This is a genomic window from Nocardia sp. NPDC057663 (genome assembly GCF_042799895.1).
Classification (GTDB): domain Bacteria; phylum Actinomycetota; class Actinomycetes; order Mycobacteriales; family Mycobacteriaceae; genus Nocardia.
On the sequence record NZ_JBHVHX010000006.1, the window covers coordinates 26,636 to 49,476 of the forward strand.

Below are 22,841 nucleotides of genomic sequence, written 5' to 3' on the forward strand. Positions count from 1 at the left end.
GTGCCCGGGAGTACAACGAGTTCATCGATGTGAAACCCCGGTCTTGGCGGGCAGAGAGGACGGTCGATTCTGGTGACTACCACCGGTGACCGCGCGCATACCGACTTCCCGCCCGAACCCCCCGGCGAGGACTTCGGCCGCCAGCCTCCGCACGACATGGCCGCGGAGCAGTCCGTCCTCGGCGGCATGCTGCTGAGCAAGGACGCCATCGCTGACGTGGTCGAGGTGCTGCGCCCCGGCGACTTCTACCGCCCCGCCCACCAGGCCGTCTACGACACCATCCTCGACCTGTACGGCCGCGGCGAACCCGCCGACCCCGTCACCGTCGCCGCCGGTCTCGACCGCCGCGGCGAACTCAAGCGCATCGGCGGCCCGCCCTACCTGGTCACCCTCACCCAGACCGTCCCGACGGCCGCCAACGCCGGCTTCTACGCCGAGATCGTCGCCGAGAAGGCCATCCTGCGCCGGCTGGTCGAAGCGGGCACCCGCATCGTCCAGTTCGGCTACGCGGGCGCCGACGGCCAGGACGTCGCCGAGGTAGTCGACCGCGCCCAGGCCGAGATCTACGAGGTCACCGAGCGCCGCACCACCGAAGACTTCACCCCGCTGGAAGAACTCCTCCAGCCCACCATGGACGAAATCGACTCCATCGCCTCCCGCGGCGGCATCTCCCTGGGCGTCCCCACCGGCTTCACCGAACTCGACGAACTCACCAACGGCCTGCACGCAGGGCAGATGATCATCGTCGCGGCTCGACCTGGTGTGGGTAAGGCGCTGGCGCTGGACACCCCGCTGCCGACGCCTCGCGGCTGGACCACGATGGGTGAGATTCAGGTCGGCGACGAACTACTCGGACCTGACGGGCGTGCGACCCGTGTCGTGGCGACCACCGAAGTCATGACCGACCGGCCCTGCTACGAGGTCGAGTTCTCCGACGGCACGGTGCTCATCGCCGACGAAGAACACCAGTGGACGACACTGGCCCCGACGCTCGCGCCACATCCAGTAGTACGCACCACCGGGGAGATCGCGCACAGCCTGCGCACACCCCGCGATCACTTCGCGCACGCCGTGCCACGCACCGCCCGTTCCGAAGCACGCCAGATCGTCGACGTGCGCAAGATCGATCCGCTGCCGGTCCGCTGCGTGGAGGTCGACAATTCCGACCACATGTACTTGGCAGGCCGTTCCCTGGTGCCCACCCACAACTCGACGCTCGGCATGGACTTCATGCGGAGTTGCTCGATCAAGCACGGCATGGCGAGCGTCATCTTCTCCCTCGAGATGAGTCGCACCGAGATCGTCATGCGTCTGCTCTCTGCCGAGGCGAAGATCAAACTCGGTGACATGCGCTCCGGTCGGATGAGCGACGACGACTGGACCAAACTCGCACGGCGGATGAGCGAGATCAGCGAAGCGCCGCTGTTCGTCGACGACTCCCCGAACCTGACCATGATGGAGATTCGTGCCAAGGCACGGCGGCTCAAGCAACGCCATGATCTGAAGCTCGTCGTGGTGGACTACCTCCAGCTGATGAGCTCCGGCAAGAAGGTCGAATCCCGGCAGCAGGAAGTCTCGGAATTCTCCCGACACCTCAAGCTGCTCGCCAAGGAACTTGAAGTTCCGGTGATCGCGATCTCGCAGCTGAACCGTGGTCCGGAACAGCGAACGGACAAGAGGCCCATGGTCTCCGACCTTCGCGAAAGTGGATCGCTGGAACAGGACGCCGACATGGTCATCCTGCTGCACCGCCCCGACGCCTTCGAACGCGACGACCCACGCGGTGGCGAAGCCGACCTCATCGTCGGCAAGCACCGTAACGGCCCCACCGCCACTATCACCGTCGCCCACCAGCTGCACCTGAGCCGGTTTGTGGACATGGCCCGCGGCTGACGTCAGCCAGCAGCAGCCACCCAGTGGCTTACATTTCGACGAGCATGTCCACATCAAATGTAAGTAAAACAACGGTAAGCTTGCATTATGCGCTCTGAAATGTTCGCTAACAGCCCAACGGGTGTCCTTGTGCCGATCGGTGGGACCGACCCGCGATGGGGCGCGTGGTCACATGTCGCCTTCGTGCCCAACAGCTTGCCGGACGACACCCCAGAGTTGAGCGTCCCGACTTTCAACGCCATCGCCCGGGCCCGAGCCGCGCTCGCTGCCCTCGATGCCTCCGCTCGCCAACTCCCCAACCCGGCACTGCTCCGACAACCGACCCTTCGGCAAGAGGCCCAGAGCACGTCGGCACTCGAGGGAACGTTCGCACCGCTGGAAGACGTGCTCGGAGTCGACACTGCCGAACAACCCGACGACGCGGCTGTGCGCGAGGTGTTCAACTACGTCTTTGCCGCCGAGCATGCGTTTCGATGGATTGAGGATGGTCGGCCTCTCACTGTGGGGCTATTGGAGTCCCTGCAGCGAATCCTCGTCCGAAGCACGACCTCGGATACCGAGCAAGCTGGGCGATTACGTACCTCGCAGGTCGTGATCGGCCGCCATGCCGGCGCTCGAGTCGATGATGCTCGCTTCATCCCACCGCCACCCGGTATCGACTTCGAAGCCAAGGTTCGTGACTTCATCGGTTGGGTCACCCAACCCAACGACGAGATCGATCCCCTCGTCATGGCCGGGATGGCGCACTATCAGTTCGAAACCCTGCATCCGTTCAACGACGGCAACGGCCGCATCGGTCGCCTCCTCATAGTCCTGCAGCTCCACCAGTACGGCGTCCTGTCGGAACCGACATTGACAGTCTCTCCATGGTTCGAAGCGCGGCGTGCCGAGTACTATGACCGACTCCTCGCGGTCAGCCAGACCGGCGATTGGGATGGCTGGATCAAATTCTTCTCCGATGGTGTCGCCTCGGCGGCGACCACGACCGCGACCCAGCTCACCGACTTGCTGCGAGTGCAGCAGAGCCTCAAACAGAAGGTTCGCGCGGCCGGATTGCGTGCCGAAAACGCCATGCGCCTGGTCGACTTCGCCCTCGCGCAGCCGATCTTCACTGTGCGCAACGTTGAACGTCACCTCGAGGTGACTTACACGCGCGCCAACGCCCTCGTGGGACAGCTGATCGAGGCAGGAGTTCTTCGCCAACACGGAGATACGTCATACGGCCGCCGATTCACCGCACCGGACGTGCTCGCGATCCTGCTGCGGTGATGCCGCTATCAGGCGGTACGCGTGAATCGGGGCAGGGGCGATATTCCCCGCCGCGGCGAGCCGACCTCATAATGAACATCGAATACGCGCGGATGCCGTTCGGGAGCGCGGGTGGCGGCACCGAGTGGATGGTCAACCTGCCGGCTCGGTACAAGCACGGCGAGCGGGGGTTCGACCGGCGCATCATGGAAGACCTCGCCGCGGTGGGGGTGCCCTGCTACACGCTGGGCGATCTGGCCAACGGGCCGGCGACGATTCCGCAGGGGATTCCGATCTTCATCGACTGGTTGGCGAACCTGGATGAACGGATACCTGGACCCGAGACCGAGCACCGCTCGGCGATCCGCTCAGGGTTGATCAGAAATCTCATCGATCCGGCAGCCCGGGGCAACCAGGAAGCGATCGATCTCCTGATCGCGCAGGTACGCCGCGAACCACCGATCCCCGAACGGATGCAGACCTGGGCTTGTGAGGGTCTGCGCCTCATCGCTGGACCGAAACACTTCGACCAATTAGTGGCGTTGCTCGATGAATTGCCAGCGGGTACTGCCATATACGCCCTGGTCGAATACCTGGGCAAGGTGAAGACTCCGGAGTCCCGCGATGTCGCGGTGCGGTATCTGGACACTATTGCGCGTGGTAGCGCTATCAAGGCGTTGGTTCAAATGAAAGCCTCCGGCGTTCGCCGACTGATCGAGCCATTCGTCCAGGATCGGGCGCCGTCCGTACGCAAGGCGGCTGTCCGTGCGTTGGAGAAACTGCCGGACTGAGTTTGAGGGGCTTGGATCGCGTCTCGGCTGGTGGCGGTCGCGGCGGCCTGATCAGCGGGACCGCCATGTCGGCGCGCGACAATGATTAGCGTGCCAGGCATGGAATGGTGGCCGTCGACGATACGTCGCTGGCAGTCACCGACAGCGGTGGTGTTGGGACAGACGCGAATAATGTTGGGACGCCGAGACTGGAACCTGTGGTTTCCAGAATGTTGGGATGAAGTCCGCAGGCCCCAGGTCTGTCATCCTGAGGCAGGTCAGGCTACGAAGGGCCTCGATCCTGCTCAGCGCACGACGTCGTAGACGAGCTTGGCCACTCCGTTGGAGTACGTCGCGGAATCTCGCAGGCGCAGCTGCTGCTTGTCCCGGTCGGCCCTGCTGAACAGGCTCTTGCCCGCGCCGAGCAGCACCGGGAACACGAGCAGGTTGTACCGGTCGATCAGATCGGCGTCCGACAGGCGCCGGGCCAGCTCGGCGCTGCCGTGGATGAAGATGGCACCACCCTCGGTGTGCTTCAGCGCGGCGATGTCGTCGATCGATCGCAGGATCGTGATCGGACCCCATCCCTCGATCAGGGCGTCGTCGGTGAGGCTGGTCGAGACCACGTACTTGGGAAGCTCCTTGTACGCGGCGTGATCCGCGGAGTCGCGCCAGAACGGGGCGAACGCCTCGTAGCTGCGCCGGCCGAACATCAGTGCGGTCGTGTCGGCGAGTTCTTCACCCTTGAGCGAGAAGGCCTCGGGGATGAATTCGGTGTCCATCACCCAGCCGCCGCTGCGGTGCCCTTCCTCCTTGCCGCCCGGCGAGTCCACTACGCCGTCGAGCGACATGAAGCCCGTGTAGACCAGTTCACGTGTCACAATTCCTCCTGCGATGGGAAAGCGGCGCTGATATCAGCGCGGGGCCAGACGGTGCACGACGATGCCGGATTTGAAGGTAGTCGTCCCGAGCAATTCGAGGTGGGTGAGGTTCGCGTAGCCCTCGAAGAGCCGCTCACCCGCGCCCGCGATAGCCGGGAAGATCCAGAAGTGGTATTCGTCGACCAGTTTGGCGTCGAGCAACGCGTGCGACAGCGACCCCGTGCCGAACTTGAGAATGTCACGGCCGTCCTCCGCCTTGAGAGCGCGCACCGCGTCGACGATATCTCCTTGCAGGACAGTGGCATTCCAGGTCGCGTCCTGCTGCGCGAGGGTGCGGGACGCGACATATTTGGGCATGGCGTTGATCCGGGCCGCATACGGATCATCTGCGGGGCGAGTAGGCCACACCTGCGCGAATCCCGCATAGGTTTCCCGGCCGAGCAGGAGCGCATCGGAGGCGAACAGCAGCTCGGACGCGTACTCGCTGTGCTCGGCATCCCAGTACGGCCCACCCCACTCGTGTGGCTCGCCGACAACCCCGTCGGTCGTGACGAAGGTGGATTCGATGATCTTGCGCATGGACAACCTTTCGGATGCTGAGTGGATGTCCGCTCAGCATCGCCACCCGAAAGCCGCCGGACAAGCGGTATTTCGACAACGCATCGCTAAGCGACATTCAACGATGAGCGCGCGCATGCCCGTCACTGTGATCCGGCGGCCTCGGCGATTGTCTCCAGGAACGGCTGCACGAGCAGGTTCTTTCCCGCGGCGGGCCACAGGAGGCCGTAGTCGATCGGGGGCGCGTCGTGGAAGGGCACGAAGACCAGGTGCGGCCGGGTATAGAAGTCTTCGGCCCGTAGCGCGACGGTACTGACACCGATGCCCTGACTGACGTGAACCAGCACCTCGGGCCAGAAGTTCGTAGCGGGACCCTGTGGTATCGGCCGCCCCGATGGCGTCCGCCGCGGAAAGTAGTAGTCCATCCAGTAGCGCGGAACGCGTTCGTCGGCGATGGTGACCAGTGTCGCGTCGGCCAGATCCTCCATCGACACCGATTCCCGCACCGCGAACGAATGCCCTTCGGGCACCATCAGTCCACGCGGTTCGGAGAACATGATCGAACCCGTGGTGATATCCGGTTCGACGATCGGGAATTCGGTGAGCTGCAGATCCACTGCGCCCGAACGCATGCGGCCGAGCGGGTCGACCAGCTGGATCTCCTCGATTTCGACAACGGCGTTCGGATAGCGGATCCGGAAGGCATCCGCCGCCCGCACGACCAGATTCCCGCACCACGGCGCGGAGAACCCCACCGTGATGGCCTGTTCGACGCAACGGCCACGGCTCGCCGCGATGACGCTGGCCGAGATCTGGTCATAGGCGGGCCGCAGCTCGTCGCGCAGCTGCTTGCCGAGCGGTGTGAGCCGCACGATGCGGCTGTTGCGCTCGAACAATGGTGCGCCTATGCGGCGCTCCAGCTTCTGAATCGTCTGGCTGATCCGACTCGTCGTCACGCGGAGCCGCTGCGCCGTCCTGCCGAAGTGCAATTCTTCGGCGAGGGTGAGAAAAGCCTCCAGTTCGAGACGTTCCAGCATGCCTATCCGCCATTCGTGCAGCGGCCTCGCACGGTCAGGCGGGCCAGGTGAATTCGGGGTCGGTGATGTAGTCCTGGCGGCGGGCGTCGAGGGCCATGGCGACCATCTGCTGCGCGCCGGGTCCGATGATCTTGCGCAGCGGCGGGTTCGGGTCGTCGACGAGGGCCAGCAGGCCTGCGGCGGCGACTTCCGGTGCGGCTTCGACCCATTCGTTGTCGGCTGCTGGTTCGGTCGCGGTGTCATCGGCAGCCGGGGCCAGAGCCGACATGTCCGGGTAGTCCGGCATGCCGAGAATGGCTTCGCGGACCGCGGAATACGCCGGGATGCCGTCGGCGAACTTCATGCTCGACTTGGCCCAGTCGGTGTCGAACCCGCCCATCTGGGCGAGGGTGACCTTGATGCCGAAGGGGCGCAGTTCGTCGGCGAGGGAGGCGCTGAACCCTTCGAGGGCCCACTTACTGGCGTTGTACATGCTGAACAGCGGCAGTGAGCCGACCGCGCCGACGGTCGAGATCTGCACGATGTGGCCGGACGCCTGCGCGCGCAGATACGGGAGCGCGGCCTGGGAAACCCACAGGGCGCCATAGAAGTTGGTGTCCATCTGGTCGCGGATCTGGGTTTCGGTCAGTTCCTCGAGCGCGCCGACGAGTCCGTAGCCGGCGTTGTTGACGAGAACGTCGATGCGGCCGGTGACATCGAATGCCTTAGCCACCGTGGCGAATACCTGATCGCGGTCACGTACGTCGAGGGGCAGCACCGTGAGTCGTGCGTCGGCGAGGTCGGACATGGTGTGCGGGTCGCGAGCGGTCGCGACGACGGTGTCGCCCGCGGCCAGGGCCGCGACGGTGAACGCGCGGCCGAGACCGCGATTGGCGCCGGTGATGAACCAGGTTCTGGGCAACGGAAATTCCTTTCGTGTGGATGAGCAACTCTTCAGCATCGGTCAGCAGACCCCAACTCGGTGAACGGAGCCGCGGCGGGCCGTCAGCGCGCTGCGGGTGCCCGTACGACCGTTTCGCGGACGGCCTCGGCGACCGCGCGGAAGTCCTTGCGGAGGATCGTGGAGTGGTTGCTCAGGCCGGATCGACTGTGCCGGTATGTGCGCGGGTCATGAGCACTCCCCCTTCTGGAACGAGACGTTGCGTCTCGTTGATGGATAGAACTCTGCATCAAGCCCGCCAACTTGTCAAGACGAGACGTGTCGTCTTGTTAGAATCCGTGTCATGCCCCCTCGAACGCCCGCCCAGCCACGCCGTCGCGAGAGCTCTCGCATCGCGATCCTCGACGCCACCCGCGACCTGCTCGGCGAGGTCCCCTACGCGAAATTGACCATCGAATCGATCGCCGCCCGCGCCGGCGTCGGCAAGCAGACCATCTACCGATGGTGGGAATCCAAAGGCGCCGTTGTCCTCGACGCCTTGCTGGCGGCCAGCGAAAGCGCCGAGGGAACCGGCATCGAACTACCGGACTCCGGCGACCTGACCAGGGACTTGAAAGCGGTACTCCGCGCCACCACTGCCGAATTCGCCGACCCATCGTTCAGCGCCCCGATCCGCGCCCTGATGATCGAGATCATCGCCGACCCCGCCCTGGCCGCGCTCTATCAGGAAAAGCTGCAACAGCCCACCCACCAAGCGATACTCACCCGGCTGCGCAGCGCCCAGCACGCTGGTCAACTACGCCCCGACGCCGACCTCACCCTCGTCATCGACATGCTCTACGGCCCCCTGACCCAACGCTGGCTACTGCACTCGACAACCCTCGACGACGCCTTCGCCGACGCCCTCGTCGACGGCGTCCTACACGGATTCGCCTAGCGCGACTGACCAGGGACACCGGACCGCGTTGTTCACCCGATTCGGGTGAGGCGCGTGGCGCTGGATCGGGGCACGATTCGGCCATGGGATCAACACCAATGCTGGGTCCGGTCGAGTTCCTCGTGCTCACTTTCCCCGGTACCGCGGTCGACGCGGCGGTCACCGACGCGCTTGCCCAGGTCGTCGGCGACGGCCGGGTGACGCTGCTCGACCTGGTCGTGATGTCGATGGACCTGGCGGGCGCGGTGACCGAACTCGAGATCGACGACGATCTGGCCGAGGTCGGACTGACCGGGTTGACCGCGGCCGATATCGACCTGGTCAGCGACGACGACCTCGATGTGGTCCGTTCGTCGATGCAGCCGGGGTCGACCGCGCTGGTGCTGGTCTTCGAGGAAACCTGGGCGAGGCGCTTGTCCGCCGCGGTCCACGCGGCGAAGGGCGAAGTCACCCTGCATGTTCAGGTGCCACGCGATGCCGTCGACGCCGCGATAGCCGCGGCGGCGAAGTCCTAGAGAGGAATCGACATGCCGCTTCGGATGGGTCGCGCCGGCCGACCGGGTCTGCTGGGCACCGTTGCGCGGACCGCGGTCGTCGCGGGAACGGCAACCGCTACCTCCAACGCCGTCAACAGCAGGGCACGCAGGCGGGCAGCCGAACAACAGGCCTACGCCGAACAGCAGGCTGTGCCCCAGCAGGCACAGGCGCCGGTTTACGCGGCCCCGCCGCCCCCTGCTCCCCCACCACCGGCCGGCGGAGTGGATATGGTCGCCGAGCTGACCAAGCTCAGCGAACTGCATCAGGCAGGCGCGCTGACGGATGCGGAGTTCGCCGCGGCGAAAACGAAACTGCTGGCCTGAACCAGCTGAGTCAGGAATTCCATACCCGCCGCGACAGCTCGGCGCGCAACTGCAGGAATCGGAACAGCCCCGGCCGGCCGACGACGGCTTCGTAGCGGTCGACGACCTCGTCCACGAAGTCGGGGACGTCGGCGGCGGGCAAACGGGCGGTCCAGTCCGCGAACCCGACCGTGCACCACCGGGCGAAGGCCTCGCGTGAGCCGAAGTCCCATTCCCGGTCGGTCACGGATTGCGCGGTGACCCCGAGGCCGGCACTCGCCGCGATCGAGGTCAACGCGCCGGGTTCGATATGCACGTAGGGGCGCGCGAACCCGGTGAACGCCGCCGACCAACGCACGTCACCGGCGACCGCCATCGCGACGTTCTCGATGCTCGGGCGAGGCCCGCCGCAGACATACTGCACGAGCACCCGTCCGCTGGGTGCGAGTGCCGCGGCGATATGCCGATAGGCGGTCTCCTGGTCGACAACCCAGTGCAGTGCGTTGAACGAGACCACGAGGTCGAAGTCGCGGGTGAAGGCCATGGTCGTGACATCGCCGACGCCGAAGTCGACGTTCGCGAGCTGGTCGTCGGCCGTGCGGGCGGCCTCGATCATCCGCGGCGACGGATCGATACCGAGCACGGAACCACCGGGCACCCGCGCCGCGATCAGGCGAGTCACATAGCCGTCGCCGCAACCCACGTCGAGCACGTGCTCAGCACCCGCGACCGAGACGGACTCCACAGCGTCGGTCGCCATCGCGCGCTGGAGTCCACTGATGTGGGCATAGCCTGCGCCGTCCCAGTCGGCCATCGGCTACGACCCGCCCTGCGGCGGAACATCCTGCTTGACCGGCGGGGCGTCGTTCGGGGCTAGGTAGGCACCGATCTTGCGGAACAGCGCGTCACCGCCATTCGAGTAGCCACCCGTCGCGCTGAACGCCTGGGGCTGATAGGTGACGGCAACCGCGATCGCGATCTTCTCCGACGGCAGGTAGGCGTTGACCGCGGCACCGCCGTAGAACAGCGGGTTCTGGTAGGACCAGTCGCCGGTGAGCCACAGTCCGAGACCATAGGTCTGGAAATCGTCGAGCGGCCGGCAGTTGACGCAACCGGGGACTGTTGTCGTCTTCCCGCGCAGGTCCGTCGTCGTCATCGCCCGGTACGACTCCTCGGACAGCAGTTCGCCGCTGCCGATGGCGGCGGCACTTCGTTCCAGGTCGTAGATGTCGCTCGTCTGGATAGCACCGTGACTGAGCGTCCACGACGGATTCCAGTAGGTCGATTCCTCGTAGAACGGAACGTCGGGCGCCAATTCGAAGTACTCGCGCCGTTCCGAGGTGAAGGAGTGCAGGACCGGCTCGGGGATGAAGGGCGTGAGGTTCGGCTCGGTGTTCTTCAGGTCGAGCGGGCCGAGAACCTTCTCCTGCAGGGCATCCGCGAGCGTCTTACCCGTGACCTTCTCCAGCGCCAACCCGAGGAGTACGTAGTTGGTGTGCGCGTAGGCCCAATTGGTTCCGGGCTCGAACCACAGGGGGTCATCGATCGCGAGAGCGAGTTGCTCCTGGGTGGTCCACGCCTTGTACGGATCCGCGTAGGCGATCTCCGCGAATTTCGTGTTCCCGAGCACGAAATCGTGATAGCCCGAGGTCATCTGCGCGAGTTGGTGAAGATTCACCCGGTCCGCGTTGGGAATGTCGGGCAGGTATTTCGAGAGCTTGTCGTCGAGGCTCAGTGTCCGCTCGTCGGCCAGGATCAACAGCAGGGTCGACACGTAGGAGATCGCGACGGCGCCGTTGCGGAAATGCATCGCGGTGGTGGCGGGCACGCCCGTCATGGATTCGCCCCTGGCCGCGGTGACGATCTCTTTCCCGTCGACCGTCACGCGCACGATCACCGACTTCAGGTGCGCCTCGGTCATGTAGTCGTCGACGATCTTCATGATGGCCTCTGCCTGTGTGCCCGTGGTCGATCCGGATTCCTGCGCAGTCTCGTTCGATGAGCATGCCGCCGCCAGCAGACCCAGTGTGCAGACGAACACCAGAACGTTCCGAGAAACGGACATTGGTCACCTTCCTGGTTACCTGGAAACTCGACTGCCCTGGCGTCCTCCGAAATGTGAATCGACCGAACAGCCGATGCTACGCGGCTGATCGGGAAGAGTGGGCGAGCATGACTGCGTTGCTACACGAACGGTTCGAAGAGTTGCGGAACACGGTGCCGCACAACCGGCTCGGCTCGGGGCCGACTCCGGTGCGTCCGCTTTCCGGGCTTTCCGCGGGGACGGCGGAGTTGTGGCTCAAGGACGATGGGGTCTTCGGGGACGGTGGGTGGGGTGGGAACAAGGTTCGCAAGCTCGAGTGGCTGATTCCCGATGCGCTGCGGCGGGGGCGGCGGACGATCTTCACCGTCGGTGGGCTGGGGACGAACTGGGGGCTCGCTACTGCGTTGTACGCGAGGGAATATGGGCTGAAAACGGCGCTGGCGCTGGTCGATCAGCCGCTCGACGAGCATGTGCGCGCTCAGCTCGAGCGGCTCGAACGTAGCGGTGCCACCCTGCATTTCACGCACACGAAGGCGCGCACGATCGCCGCTGTGCCCTACCTTCTCGCGAGGCATTCGGCAGGCGGCAAGCTTCCGTATCTGCTGCCCGCGGGTGGGTCGTCGACGGTCGGTGTGCTCGGGTACGTCGAGGCTGCGTTGGAGCTGGCCGATCAGGTCGCCGCGGGTGTGGTGCCGGAACCGACGCATATCGTCACCGCGATCGGATCGGGTGGGACCGCGGCCGGGCTGCTGCTCGGGCTCGAGCTCGCGGGTTTGCCGACCAGGGTGGTCGGCGTGGTCGTCAACGATCAGCTCAGGCTGGATGCCGCCACCCTGCTGCGGTCCGCGCGGCGGACCGAGGCTCTGCTGCGCAAGCGTGGCGCACGCCTGCCGCGGCTCGAACTCGCGCCCGAGCGACTGCTCCTTGTCGAGGACCAACTCGGTGCGGGCTACGGTCACCCCACCGAGCAGGGTGAGCGCGCCCACGCGCTCGCCGCCGACGCGGGCCTGATTCTCGAGCCCGTCTACACCGCGAAGGCCATGGCGGCGACGCTCGCCCTCGATGCCGACGGTGAGCTGGGTAGCGGCCCTGTCGTCTTTCTGAACACCAACGGACCTCGGTAGCGAAGGCCTCCAGCGCGCGTCCGGGCAGCGGTAGCCAGGTACGGCGACGAGGCTGCCGCGCTGGGACAATGGCGATAGCCAGGGCGGCTCTCGGCAGGCGGGGAACGAAGCCGAACACCCGGACCGGGCGGTCGAGTTGCCGAGAGGTCGCCACTGTAATCTCCCCGGCTATGACCACGATCACAGCTGCGGTACCTGCAGGTGACACTGTGCGACCGGACACGTCGCGCGGGCATCGGCGCTTTATCAGCCGGTTGAGTTCGTTCAGACCCCGGACTGCGCACGCATCACTGATTGTTACGGCAGTGGTGGCCGTCAATTCGTTTCAAATGTCTTTCGCCGCTTTACATGATCTATCGATACGAAATCTGGTACCGCCCGAACTAGCGGCGAATGTGCCGATCGCCATCGACGGGTTGGTCGTCGCTTCTATCATCGCCACCGCCTCGTTCCGGCAATGGAGTGCGGGCTGGTGGTATGCGACCGTGTTGTTCGCCTTCTCGACCTTGATTTCTGTTTCCGGAAATATTCAGTATGCCAGCGAGATCGGTGGCGGTGTCGTGGCGATGGCGATCTACGCCGGCATGCCGTTGACGATGCTGTTCGCCGTGCATCTCACGCTGATGCTCTGGGAACGCGGCCGGCAGGTCTCGGCTGAATATAGTGACGAGGCAACGGAACCGGAGCCCACCGTCGCACCCGTCGAGGTGGAGGTGGAGGTGGAGGTGCCGAAGGTCTACCCGCTCGACAACACCGGGCCACTGTTCACCAGACGGCAGACCACCGGTGTCGGATCGCCGCACTGGCCGACGACCGTGGATGTCATCGACGGACCCCAGTTCACTACGACCGGAATACGTTTCTGACGATGCACGCCGCTCGACGTTCGCAGTCACCCCACCACCACTCGAGGGAGCAGAAAATGGCGATGACAGTGTGGCAGGACCAAGGTTTGGAACAGTTCCGGGAACTCGCGATCCGATTGGCTTCGATCATTCAGAGCAGCCTGGATCGATCGGGTTCGATGACCCAGCTGACCGAAGCGATCGGCAACGCGGAAGCATTCACGGATCTGATGATCGAATACTCCGGACGCTGGTTTATCGAGACCGGTGGTCGCTCGACCCTGATGGGGCCGGAACTGTTCTGGATGCTGTCCGAGCCGGGACCACGGCGCGGCGCCGCGGCCGGCGTGCGCGGTCAGGAAACATCTGCCGAACCCGAGCTCAGCGGCGGACAGCGTGGCCGGAAATTGCTGTTGATCTGCGTTTTCGAAGCGCTCGCGCACACCCAATGGCTGCCCGAGGGTATGGCGGACCATCCGGTGACGAACGGAAGCGGAATAGGCTGACCTACCACCGAGAATCCGCCCACCCCGGAGACGTTCCGGTCACCGAATGTTTCCGGGCTGGGAGGTAGGACCGGTACGTGAGACCCGGCGGCCAGGCCGGGCGCCCCCGGAACCAGGGGCAATGATTCCTGTTCGCGCCAGTAACGATCTTGCTGGGTGGGACGACAAAGGTCGTGACAAACGGCCCGTCGGGGGGCCTGCCCACCTGTAGGTCATTCGAACGGGATCAGAATATGAATCTGCGCGAGTTCCTTGCGAAACATCGCATCGCTTCGGCTGTCGCGGCACCGGCGGCGCTGGGTGTCGCGGCCATCGTCGCCGCGTCGTTCGCGGTGACGTCGCAGCCCGAGTCCCCCACCTACCAGCTGACCACCTCCGTCACCGAGTGCCGCGAGATGGTGACCATCTCGGTGGCCGGTCGCAACGACACCCCGGTCGAGGGGACCACGGCGATGCTCCTCGACGCCAACGGCAACCCGCTGCCCGCGGCGCTGTCGGGCGATCACAGCAGCGTGTGGGTCGACCCGGTGGTGAACGCGCCGCGTGACGACCTGGCGGAGGGCCAGTACGCGGCGATCTACATCGCCTACCCGGCGGACATGCGGACCTATGAGGACGCGGTCAACCAGGGCGTCGCCAACACCCAGCAGGTGATGCGCGAGATCTCCGCCGCCTGCCCGGACACCAAGTTCTCCATCGTCGGCTACAGCGAAGGCGCCGACGTGGTGCGCCGCGTCGCGGAGGGGATCGGCAACGACAACCCCGCCGACGGCTACTCGGTCGTCGATCCCGACGACGTGCTCGGCGTGGTGATGTTCGCCGACGCCGGTCGCAAGGCCGGGGACGGCACCTTCATCGGCGCCGAGGACCCGTTCGCCAACCCGGACAACTTCGACCAGAAGTACCAGAACGGCACCAAGCCGATCTCGGGCCAGGGTGTGACCACCGGCGGCGGCTTCGGTGCGCTCAACGGCAAGATCGCCTCGTTCTGCTCCGAGGGCGACCTCACCTGCGCGGCGCCGGAGAACATCTCCCTGCTGCAGCTGGCCGCCAATGTCGGCAGGCAGATCAACGTCGACGACCTGCAGCGCGACGGGCTCACCCCCGCCACCGGCCAGGACATGGCGTTCACCCTCGGCCGGATCGCGATGGCGGCCTTCTCCGACATCGCCGCGAACCCGAACTGGATGGCCAGCGACGAGACCTTCCTCGACGTGCTGCTGAAGGTGTCGGACCCGGACTACAAGCCGGGCGAGTCGAAGGCGCCCGCCAAGGTCGACACCATCGCCGGTGAGCAGATCTCGCCGCTGGCGTACCTGCCGCAGAAGGTGTTCAACGAGATCGTCGGGCTGATCGTGACGAACCAGAACACCATCCCGGTGGCGATGAGCGACCCGTACCAGCTGACCCTCGGCCCGAACGGCACCGGTCATCACTTCGATTACTGGCGTGACTCCGACGCCGCCAACGGCAAGCCGCTGACCTCGGCCGAGTACGCGGCGGCGTGGCTGACACACCTGGCCAAGCAGGCGCAGGCGGGCGAGACGGTGGACACCAAGGCGGCGCCGAGCGATGCCGATGTGACCGCCGCGCTGGCAGCGCCGACGAAGCCGGCCACGACCACCACCGCGGTGGCGCCGACCACCACGACGTCGAAGTCGACGACCGCCGCCAAGACGACGTCGCCGACCACCACGTCGAAGGCGGGCACGACCACGACCACCTCGTCCACGACGGTCGCCCCGTCCACGACGACGCCGTCGACCACGACGCCCGCGCCGGCTCAGGAACCGGCGACGAACCAGGCCGCGGCGCCCGAGCCGACGACCACCACGGCGGCGCCCGCACCGAGCACCACCACGGTGGCGCCGACCACGACCGTCGAGCCGACGACCACCACCCCGGCTCCGACGAACTGATCGAGACCGAACAATCCCCGGTGGGCCACGCTGCCCACCGGGGATTGTCGTTTCTCAGCACCGACACTCCGTGCGACATCGCCAGGCAACGCGCCGATCATGGTGACTGTGCGGTGCCTCGGTGCAATGATCGGCGGGTGACTCAGTGGCTCCCACTCCTCGGTTCGCTCGTCGTCGCCGCCGCAGTTCTGGTCGGTGTCATCGCCAACAACCGCACCCACCGCGAGGGCATCGCGGCGGCCGACGAGCGCGGCAGGCAGGCACTCGACGCCGCACAGCGCAATGTCGAGCTGTCGAACATGGTGGGTGACCAGCGCGATCACGAGGCGTGGCGCCGGGAGGCGGTGCTCGCCGCGGTCGCCTCGATCCTGGAGACCTCGGCCTCGGTGCGCGCCGATCTGACCAGCTGCGGGGAATGGGATCTCGTCACCCCGGAGGAGATCGACAGCGTCGGCGCGCAGATCCACAAGGTGATCTGGGATCGCCCGAACGGCATGCTGACTCGATTGCGGGTCGTGGCGCACCGCCGGATTCCGAACAAGTGCGAGGACCTGCTGCGCACCCTCACCGCCGCCCAGCACATCACCATGCAGCGGCTGAAGCTGCACATCGATGTGGAGGCCACGGTCGAGGAGCTCGAGGAGATGGCCTCGCTGTGGCAGAAGGCGATGCGCCATGCCGCCGAGCAGGAGCGGGCACTGGTGGAGACGACCCGGATCGAACTCGGAATCGACATCGCTACGAAAGGCCCTGCGGTCCCGCCGGTTCCGGCGCCCGCGCCGCCGGTGGCCGAGCCGGTCGCGGAGCCGGTCGACGAAACACCCGTCGAGGACGCGGCTTTCGAGCAGGAGATCGAGGAGCAGACCGCCGAACTACGCGCGGTCGAGGTCGTCGAGGACGTGGTCGAGGCCCGGCAGGCCGAGCCCGCCCAGGTCTGACCGCAGCCGAATCCTGCCGAGGCCGCTGGTTTCTGCCGAGCGCGGCCGGGTGCGGACGGATGGTGTGGCCGTTCAGCTGACGCGACACCGAACGCCCGGGTAACTTGGAGGGCGGCACGCGATGCGTCGCGTTGCCGACCCGACAGCGTGGTCGATTGTCTGAAGACTTGCACCGAACCACTCTCGTCAGGGGGCGATTTGTGATGGAGTTCATCGCGCCGTTGGATGCGCTGTTCCTGCTCGCGGAATCCCGTGAACACCCGATGCATGTGGGCTCACTGCAGCTGTTCGAACCGCCGGAGGACGCGGGCCCGGACTATCTGCGCGAGTTCCGCGACGCCTTGCTCGCCGACAAGACCTTTCGGCCGACCTTCCGCAAGCGCCCGGCCACCTGGCTCGGCGCGCCCCAGCTGGCCTGGACCCAGGACGACGAGGTCGACCTGGACTACCACGTGCAGCGCAGTGCGCTCCCCGCGCCGGGCCGGATCGAGCAGCTCCTCGATCACGCCTCGACGCTGCACAGCGCCCTGCTCGACCGGCACCGCCCGATGTGGGAGATGCACTTCGTCGAGGGCCTGGCCGACGGCCGGTTCGCGCTGTACTCGAAGATGCACCACTCGCTGATCGACGGTGTGTCCGCGCAGCGATTACTGCGGCGCACGCTCACCACCGACCCGTTCGCGACCGAGATCAAGACGCCGTGGAACCTGCCGCGCAAGCAGCGCGCCGAGGAGCCGCGCGCGCATCGTTCCCGGCTGGACGGCCTGCTCGGCAACCTCGGCTCGGCGGGTTCCTCGACCGCCGCGCTGATGCGGGCGACCCGCACCGGCTTGCTGCAGCAGCAGCTGACGCTGCCGTTCGAGGCGCCGCGCACCCTGTTCAACGTGCCGATCGGCGGCGCCCGCAAGTGCGTGGTGCGCACCTGGTCGATGGACCGGGTCAAGCAGGTGAAGAAAGCGACCGGCACCACCGTCAACGATGTGGTGCTGGCGATGTCGGCGGGCGCGCTGCGCGCCTATCTGCTCGAGCGCGACGCGCTGCCGGACAAGCCGATGATCGCGATGGTGCCGATGTCGCTGCGCGACGAGGACGACACCGACACCCAGGGCGTGAAGATCGCGGCGCTGCTGTGCAATCTGGGCACCGATATCGCCGATCCGCTGGAGCGGCTGCGGGTGGTGAGCGAGTCGACGCGGCGCAACAAGGAGGTCTACCGCTCGCTGACGCCCGCCCAGACGCTCGCGGTCGCCGGGGTGATGCTGAGTCCGATGGCGGCGATGCTGCTGCCCGGTTTCGCCTCGATGGCGACGCCGCCGTTCAACATCGTCATCTCGAATGTGCCGGGCGCGCGTGAGCCGCTGTACTGGAACGGCTCGCGCCTGGACGCGAGCTACCCGCTGTCCATCCCGCTGGACGGCCAAGCCGTGAACATCACCCTCACCTCCAACGGCGACAACCTCGATTTCGGACTGGTCGGCTGCCGCCGCACCCTGCCCGACCTGCATCGACTGCTTGATCACCTGGAGGATGCGCTGACCGAGCTGGAGGCCGCGGCCGTCTGAAATTGGCCCTTATCGGGCAAACTAGAACGTGTTACAGTTCGGTATGCGTACCGAATTCTGCGAACAACTCGGCATCGAGTTCCCCATCTTCGCCTTCACGCACTGCCGCGATGTCGTGGCAGCGGTGAGCAACGCGGGCGGACTCGGCGTGCTCGGCGCCGTCGGCTTCACCGCCGAACAGCTCGAAGTGGAGCTGGCCTGGCTCGACGAGCACGTCAACGGCATCTACGGCGTCGACCTGGTCATCCCGTCGAAGTACGAGGGCAAGGGCGTCGAAGGCCTGACCCCCGAGCAGCTGGAAAAACAGCTGGCGCAGATGGTTCCGCAGGGCCATCGCGACTTCGCCCAGAAGATCCTGGCCGACCACGGCGTGCCCGCGCTGCCCGACGGTGAGCACCACAACGAGCTGCTGGGCTGGACCGCGACCACCGCGGGCCCGCAGGTCGACGTGATCCTGAACCACCCGAAGGCGAAGCTGGTCGCGAACGCGCTCGGCACCCCGCCCGAGGACGTCGTCAAGCGCATCCAGGACTCCGGCCGGGTGATCGGCGCCCTCTGCGGCTCGGTCAAGCACGCCATGAACCACAAGGCGGCCGGGCTGGACTTCGTGGTGTGCCAGGGCACCGAGGGCGGCGGGCACTGCGGCGAGGTGTCCTCGCTGGTGCTGTGGCCGCAGGTCATCGAGGCGATCGGCGATACGCCGGTGCTGGCCGCCGGTGGCATCGGCAACGGCGCGCAGGTCGCGGCCGCGCTGGCGATGGGCGCGGCGGGCGCGTGGACCGGCTCGCTGTGGCTGACCGTCGAGGAGGCCAACGTGCCGCCGGCGCAGATGGACACCTACCTCGAGGCCACCAGCCACGACACCATCCGCTCGCGCTCCTGGACCGGCAAGCCGTGCCGCATGCTGCGCAACGACTGGACCGACGCGTGGGAGGACACCGAGAACCCCGACCCGCTGCCGATGCCGCTGCAGATGATGGTCGCCCTCGACGGCGTGAAGCGCGGACACCGCTACCCCGAGGCCGCCAAGGACGTGAACTTCAATCCGGTCGGCCAGGTGGTCGGCATGATGAACAAGATCGAGCGCAGCGCCGACGTGGTCAACCGGCTGGTCGAGGAGTACGTCACCGCCTACGACCGGCTGACCAAGCTCAACGGCTGACCGGCCGGGCGCCGGCCGGTAGCCACCGGCCGCGCCCGCCCGCAGGCGACGCCGGTCGAAGCGTCGAAGTAGCAGCACACCGCACCGAAATCCGACCCAGACAGCTGAGCCGGTTCGTCAGGCGGTGGCGGCCGTGGATTCGACGGGCGTCGCGCCGACGAGCTCGTCGAAGCGGGCGATCACCTTCTCGTGGTACAGCGTGAACAGGTCCTCGAACAGGGCGAGCTGGGCCTCGGTCGGCGCCGACTCGGCATCCCACACCGCCAGCAGCGCCCGCCAGACGAGCACGTGCAGATCCGGTGCCACCGCGAAGTAGGCGGCGATCGCCTCCGGCACCTCGACGACCATATCGGCCACCGAATTCAGCACGGCGCGTTGCATGCTCATCCCGAGGACACCCAGCAGCTTGCGCACGAGGGCGATCTCGGCGTCGATGATGCGCACGTGATCGGGCACGGACTGACGGGCCATCGCCTCCAGCTCGTCGACGGCGGCGGCGAGCTCGGCGGGATCGAGCACCTTCTCCGCCTCGGTGTAGCCGAGCAGTGCCTCCAGCACGATGCCACGTTCCACCTCGACGATGTCGGTGAACATCTCGGCGGCGACGTCCGGCGCGGTGACGGAGAACCGGAACAGATGCCGGTAGACATCCATCCCGCCCTCTTCCCTGACGTCGCGAATCGTGAATCCTTTGCCGCGACGGGCTTCGACGAAGCCGTAGGACTCGAGCCTGCCGAGGGTGAGTTGCGCGGTGGCGCGGTTCATCCCGAACTCGTCGGCGACCTGGCGGACCGACGGCATCAGCTCGCCGGGCCGGTATTCGCCGGTGGCTACCCGGCGTGCCAACTCGTCGGCGACGTCGGCGACCACCGTCCGGGATCCCATCGAAACAACACCTCTCGGTCATCATCCGGCTACGTCCCAGACAGTTTATGCGCTGAATCCCCACCCCGCACGTACCCGCTGTCGCTGTGGGACGGTTCACGTCGGACGGCCGATCATCGCGGAGAACCAACCGACCGGCTTGATCGGCGATCTACCGGCAACTCACCCGCGATCTTGCAGTTGACGGATCAACCGCCGGAAACATCCACGCCGCAGCACCTGGAGTGGATCAGACAGCGTTGCGCGCCACCATGATTCACTACACCAGCAAACCGATTCCGGCCGCGCGGGCTCAGATCATCTCCTTCTCGCCCAGCCAGCGCATGATCGGCCAGCCGAGCGCGACGGGGATCCAGCAGGTCAGGACGCGGTAGAGCAGCACCGCGGGGACCGCGATCTCGGCGGGCACGCCGAAGGCCGCGAGACCACCGATCAGCGCCGCCTCGACCGCGCCGACGCCACCGGGTGTCGGCGCGGCCGAGGCGAGCGTGCCGCCGATCATGGTGACGATGGTGACGGCGACGAAATCCGTACCGCCGCCGAAGGCTTCGACACTCACCCACAGGGCGAACGCCTTCCCGAGGGTGATCGCACCGCAGCCGCCGACGATCAGCGAGAACCGGATCGGGTCGCGAGCCAGGTCGGCGAGTTCGCCGAGGACTTCCGTCAACTGTGGACGCACCGATTGATTCACCCAGCGGCGCAGTTTCGGCACGAACATGAACGCGCCGATCAGCCCGACACCGACGCCTGCGGCCAGGTACAGCACCGTCGCATCGGGCACGATGTGGGCGAGATTGGTGGAAGTGCCCGCCACCACGCTGAAGATGACCAGCAGCACGACGTGGGTGATCACCTGCACCGATTGCTGCAGCGCCACCGCGGCGGTGGCGCGCATGGTCGTCATGCCACCTGTCTGCTGCAGGAACCGCACGCTCAGCGCCAGGCCGCCGACGCCGGCGGGGGTCGTCGTGGCGACGAAGGTGTTGGCCAGCTGTTCCAGGAACAGGTAGCGCATCTTGATCACCCAGTCCGCGCACGCGCCGAGCGCGACAGCGGCGGCGACGTAGGTGAGCGCCGTGATCACCAAGCCGAGCAGCGCCCACCACCAGTTCAGCGTGCGCAGCTGACTGAAGAAGGTCGGTACCTGGCTGAAGAACGGATAGGCCACGTAGACCAGCGCGACCAACAGCACCAGCTGGATGATCTGGTTGCGGGTGAAGCGGGTGAGCTGCGCGGACTGGATGCGGTCGTGCCCGGTCTGCTCGCGAATCTCCTCGCGCGCGGTGGCCATCACCTTGGTCCAGTCGGGCACCGACTTGCGGATGCCGGTCGGCATGGCCGATTTCGTGAGCCGCCTGGCCGCGGTGACGACAGCGCTCTCACCGAGCACCTCGATCGCCGCCGACACCGCTTCGTGTTTGCCGTACAGCGAGGTCGTCGTGACCAGCAGCTGGGCGATGTCGGTCTGCCGTTGCGCCTCGGAGGCACCGAACTCGGCAGCGGCGAAGCCGCCGAACAGCGTGTCGCCCTGGTGGACTCGCACATTGCCCGGCTGCAGATCACCGAGGCTGATCTGGTGCTCGTGCAACCGCAGCAGCGAACGCCATACCCCGGGCAGCACTTGCGCCGACAGCTTCCGGATCTCGGTGCCATGGGGAACGGTGTGCGCGTACAGCATCCAGCCGCGGTCCAGGCCCGCCACGGCGACCTGCCTGCAGTCGGCCATACCGACGTCGCCGATCGCGATGCCGAGCAGCGCCCGATGTTCCACCGCCCGGTGCATCGAACCGTGCAGCGGCGCGGTTTCGCTGGACCGGAAGGTGATCCAGCGCCACAGCTGCCTGACCGCGCCGAAACTGCGCTGGTTCTTGCCGTACATCTCGACGACCAGCTCGGACTCCGGGCCGTCGACCTCGGTCGCGAGCAGCAGCGGTCCGCGCCCGGCGGGCCGGTCGACCCGGAAGGCCCGCACGGTATAGCCGCGCCGGGCCAGCACCCGCACCGCCGCCTCCAGCGGCACCTCGAGCGCGGGCGTGCCGACCAGCCACACGATCACCGCGCCGACCAGCCAGCCGACCACCAGGCCGAGCATCGCCCTGGCGGGCACCACCGAGCTGACCACCAGGTGGATCGGCGCGAACATCAACAGCAGGAACCACATCCAGCGCCGCGGCCGCACCGGCAGCCACGGGCTGGAGACGGTGAGCATCGCGGCCAGCATGGCGATCCAGCGGGGATCGTCGAGGAACTGCGCCAGGAAGGTGTCGAACCGGTCCGGCACCGGCAGATGCCATTTCGGCGTCGAGATGCCCGCCCCGGTGATCGAGAGCGCCAGCGCCGCGAGCAGACCGGCGGCGGCGTATCCCGCGAGCAGCTTCCACTGCCTGCGCACCACCAGTTCGATGAGGATGGCGAACGGCAGGGCCAGGATGAGCATGCCGTAGACCAGATAGACCATGGTGGACTGATCCGGGCTGAGGAAGTCGACGATGTAGGACACCGACCGTTCCAGCGCCAGCCATTCCGGCCTGGTGATCAACGAGGCCGCGACCACCACACCGACCCCGATAGCCGCCAGCACGACCCGGATGATGTCGCTGGTCCGCCGGGTCAGCGGCTGCAGGAGACTTCCCGTGACCGGGATCTCCCGACCGTCGACTCGCATGAGCCGCACGATACACACCGACACGCCGTCGACCTGCCGTGACATCGGGCAAGGTCCCGGTCGTCGCAGGCCAGGTGAAGCCCGTCACAGACCGTCACATCGCAAGGCCGTACCTCGTCCAGGAAGCAGGAAAACACTCGCTCGC

The 22,841-nt window shown here is 66.5% G+C and carries 21 protein-coding genes; 13 read left to right on the plus strand and 8 right to left on the minus strand.

Going from position 1 to position 22,841, the window contains the following annotated elements; genetic code table 11:
* Positions 1–156 precede the first annotated feature (156 nt).
* From dnaB to ACFVAV_RS15685, 3 genes are all read left to right on the plus strand, one after another.
* Positions 157–1,893, plus strand: coding sequence for a replicative DNA helicase (gene dnaB, locus ACFVAV_RS15675; RefSeq protein ID WP_379035935.1), 1,737 nt, complete (start codon positions 157–159; stop codon positions 1,891–1,893).
* A gap of 87 nt (positions 1,894–1,980) precedes the next feature.
* Entirely contained in the window at positions 1,981–3,162 is a 1,182-nt protein-coding gene (locus tag ACFVAV_RS15680; protein WP_379035419.1) for a Fic family protein, read from the plus strand.
* Positions 3,163–3,233: 71 nt separating this feature from the next.
* Positions 3,234–3,932 (plus strand): HEAT repeat domain-containing protein, encoded by a 699-nt coding sequence (locus tag ACFVAV_RS15685; protein ID WP_379035422.1) that lies wholly within the window; start codon positions 3,234–3,236, stop codon positions 3,930–3,932.
* A 284-nt stretch (positions 3,933–4,216) separates the two neighbouring features.
* Here ACFVAV_RS15685 and ACFVAV_RS15690 read toward each other — a convergent pair whose 3' ends face one another.
* From ACFVAV_RS15690 to ACFVAV_RS15705, 4 genes are all read right to left on the minus strand, one after another.
* Entirely contained in the window at positions 4,217–4,792 is a 576-nt protein-coding gene (locus ACFVAV_RS15690) for a dihydrofolate reductase family protein (RefSeq protein WP_379035424.1), read from the minus strand.
* A gap of 33 nt (positions 4,793–4,825) precedes the next feature.
* Positions 4,826–5,371: a dihydrofolate reductase family protein gene (locus ACFVAV_RS15695; protein ID WP_379035426.1), complete on the minus strand. Its 546-nt coding sequence runs from the start codon at positions 5,369–5,371 to the stop codon at positions 4,826–4,828.
* 122 nt (positions 5,372–5,493) lie between these two features.
* Positions 5,494–6,387 (minus strand): LysR family transcriptional regulator, encoded by an 894-nt coding sequence (locus ACFVAV_RS15700; protein ID WP_379035428.1) that lies wholly within the window; start codon positions 6,385–6,387, stop codon positions 5,494–5,496.
* Positions 6,388–6,421: 34 nt separating this feature from the next.
* On the minus strand, positions 6,422–7,288 hold the full coding sequence (locus ACFVAV_RS15705; RefSeq protein ID WP_379035430.1) for an SDR family NAD(P)-dependent oxidoreductase: 867 nt from the start codon (positions 7,286–7,288) through the stop codon (positions 6,422–6,424).
* Between the two features lie 322 nt (positions 7,289–7,610).
* Here ACFVAV_RS15705 and ACFVAV_RS15710 point away from each other — a divergent pair, with 322 nt between their 5' ends.
* The 3 genes from ACFVAV_RS15710 (at position 7,611) to ACFVAV_RS15720 (ending at position 9,064) form a co-directional block, all read left to right on the plus strand.
* Positions 7,611–8,204, plus strand: coding sequence for a TetR/AcrR family transcriptional regulator (locus ACFVAV_RS15710; protein ID WP_379035432.1), 594 nt, complete (start codon positions 7,611–7,613; stop codon positions 8,202–8,204).
* A gap of 83 nt (positions 8,205–8,287) precedes the next feature.
* Positions 8,288–8,719, plus strand: coding sequence for a DUF6325 family protein (locus ACFVAV_RS15715; RefSeq protein ID WP_379035434.1), 432 nt, complete (start codon positions 8,288–8,290; stop codon positions 8,717–8,719).
* Positions 8,720–8,731: 12 nt separating this feature from the next.
* Positions 8,732–9,064, plus strand: coding sequence for an SHOCT domain-containing protein (locus ACFVAV_RS15720; RefSeq protein ID WP_379035436.1), 333 nt, complete (start codon positions 8,732–8,734; stop codon positions 9,062–9,064).
* A gap of 10 nt (positions 9,065–9,074) precedes the next feature.
* Here the strand turns inward: ACFVAV_RS15720 and ACFVAV_RS15725 are convergent, their stop codons facing one another.
* Entirely contained in the window at positions 9,075–9,857 is a 783-nt protein-coding gene (locus ACFVAV_RS15725; RefSeq protein WP_379035439.1) for a class I SAM-dependent methyltransferase, read from the minus strand.
* 3 nt (positions 9,858–9,860) lie between these two features.
* Positions 9,861–11,108: a serine hydrolase domain-containing protein gene (locus tag ACFVAV_RS15730; protein ID WP_379035441.1), complete on the minus strand. Its 1,248-nt coding sequence runs from the start codon at positions 11,106–11,108 to the stop codon at positions 9,861–9,863.
* 107 nt (positions 11,109–11,215) lie between these two features.
* Between ACFVAV_RS15730 and ACFVAV_RS15735 the strand changes: the two genes are divergently transcribed.
* The 7 genes from ACFVAV_RS15735 (at position 11,216) to ACFVAV_RS15765 (ending at position 19,143) form a co-directional block, all read left to right on the plus strand.
* On the plus strand, positions 11,216–12,211 hold the full coding sequence (locus ACFVAV_RS15735) for a 1-aminocyclopropane-1-carboxylate deaminase/D-cysteine desulfhydrase (protein WP_379035443.1): 996 nt from the start codon (positions 11,216–11,218) through the stop codon (positions 12,209–12,211).
* A gap of 170 nt (positions 12,212–12,381) precedes the next feature.
* A complete protein-coding gene (locus ACFVAV_RS15740; protein ID WP_379035445.1) occupies positions 12,382–13,077 on the plus strand; it encodes a DUF2637 domain-containing protein in 696 nt (231 codons plus the stop codon).
* A 56-nt stretch (positions 13,078–13,133) separates the two neighbouring features.
* Positions 13,134–13,562 (plus strand): hypothetical protein, encoded by a 429-nt coding sequence (locus ACFVAV_RS15745; protein WP_379035447.1) that lies wholly within the window; start codon positions 13,134–13,136, stop codon positions 13,560–13,562.
* A 233-nt stretch (positions 13,563–13,795) separates the two neighbouring features.
* A complete protein-coding gene (locus ACFVAV_RS15750) occupies positions 13,796–15,481 on the plus strand; it encodes a cutinase family protein (RefSeq protein ID WP_379035449.1) in 1,686 nt (561 codons plus the stop codon).
* Positions 15,482–15,618: 137 nt separating this feature from the next.
* Positions 15,619–16,419, plus strand: coding sequence for a hypothetical protein (locus tag ACFVAV_RS15755; protein WP_379035451.1), 801 nt, complete (start codon positions 15,619–15,621; stop codon positions 16,417–16,419).
* A gap of 203 nt (positions 16,420–16,622) precedes the next feature.
* The gene (locus ACFVAV_RS15760; protein ID WP_379035454.1) at positions 16,623–17,981 is read left to right on the plus strand and encodes a wax ester/triacylglycerol synthase family O-acyltransferase; all 1,359 of its coding nucleotides are present in this window, start codon (positions 16,623–16,625) and stop codon (positions 17,979–17,981) included.
* 43 nt (positions 17,982–18,024) lie between these two features.
* On the plus strand, positions 18,025–19,143 hold the full coding sequence (locus ACFVAV_RS15765; protein ID WP_379035456.1) for an NAD(P)H-dependent flavin oxidoreductase: 1,119 nt from the start codon (positions 18,025–18,027) through the stop codon (positions 19,141–19,143).
* A 117-nt stretch (positions 19,144–19,260) separates the two neighbouring features.
* Here ACFVAV_RS15765 and ACFVAV_RS15770 read toward each other — a convergent pair whose 3' ends face one another.
* Together ACFVAV_RS15770 and ACFVAV_RS15775 are read right to left on the minus strand one after the other, a co-directional pair.
* The gene (locus ACFVAV_RS15770; protein ID WP_379035458.1) at positions 19,261–20,028 is read right to left on the minus strand and encodes a GntR family transcriptional regulator; all 768 of its coding nucleotides are present in this window, start codon (positions 20,026–20,028) and stop codon (positions 19,261–19,263) included.
* A 292-nt stretch (positions 20,029–20,320) separates the two neighbouring features.
* Positions 20,321–22,696, minus strand: a complete 2,376-nt coding sequence (locus ACFVAV_RS15775) for a flippase-like domain-containing protein (RefSeq protein WP_379035460.1) — start codon at positions 22,694–22,696, stop codon at positions 20,321–20,323.
* Positions 22,697–22,841: the final 145 nt, after the last annotated feature.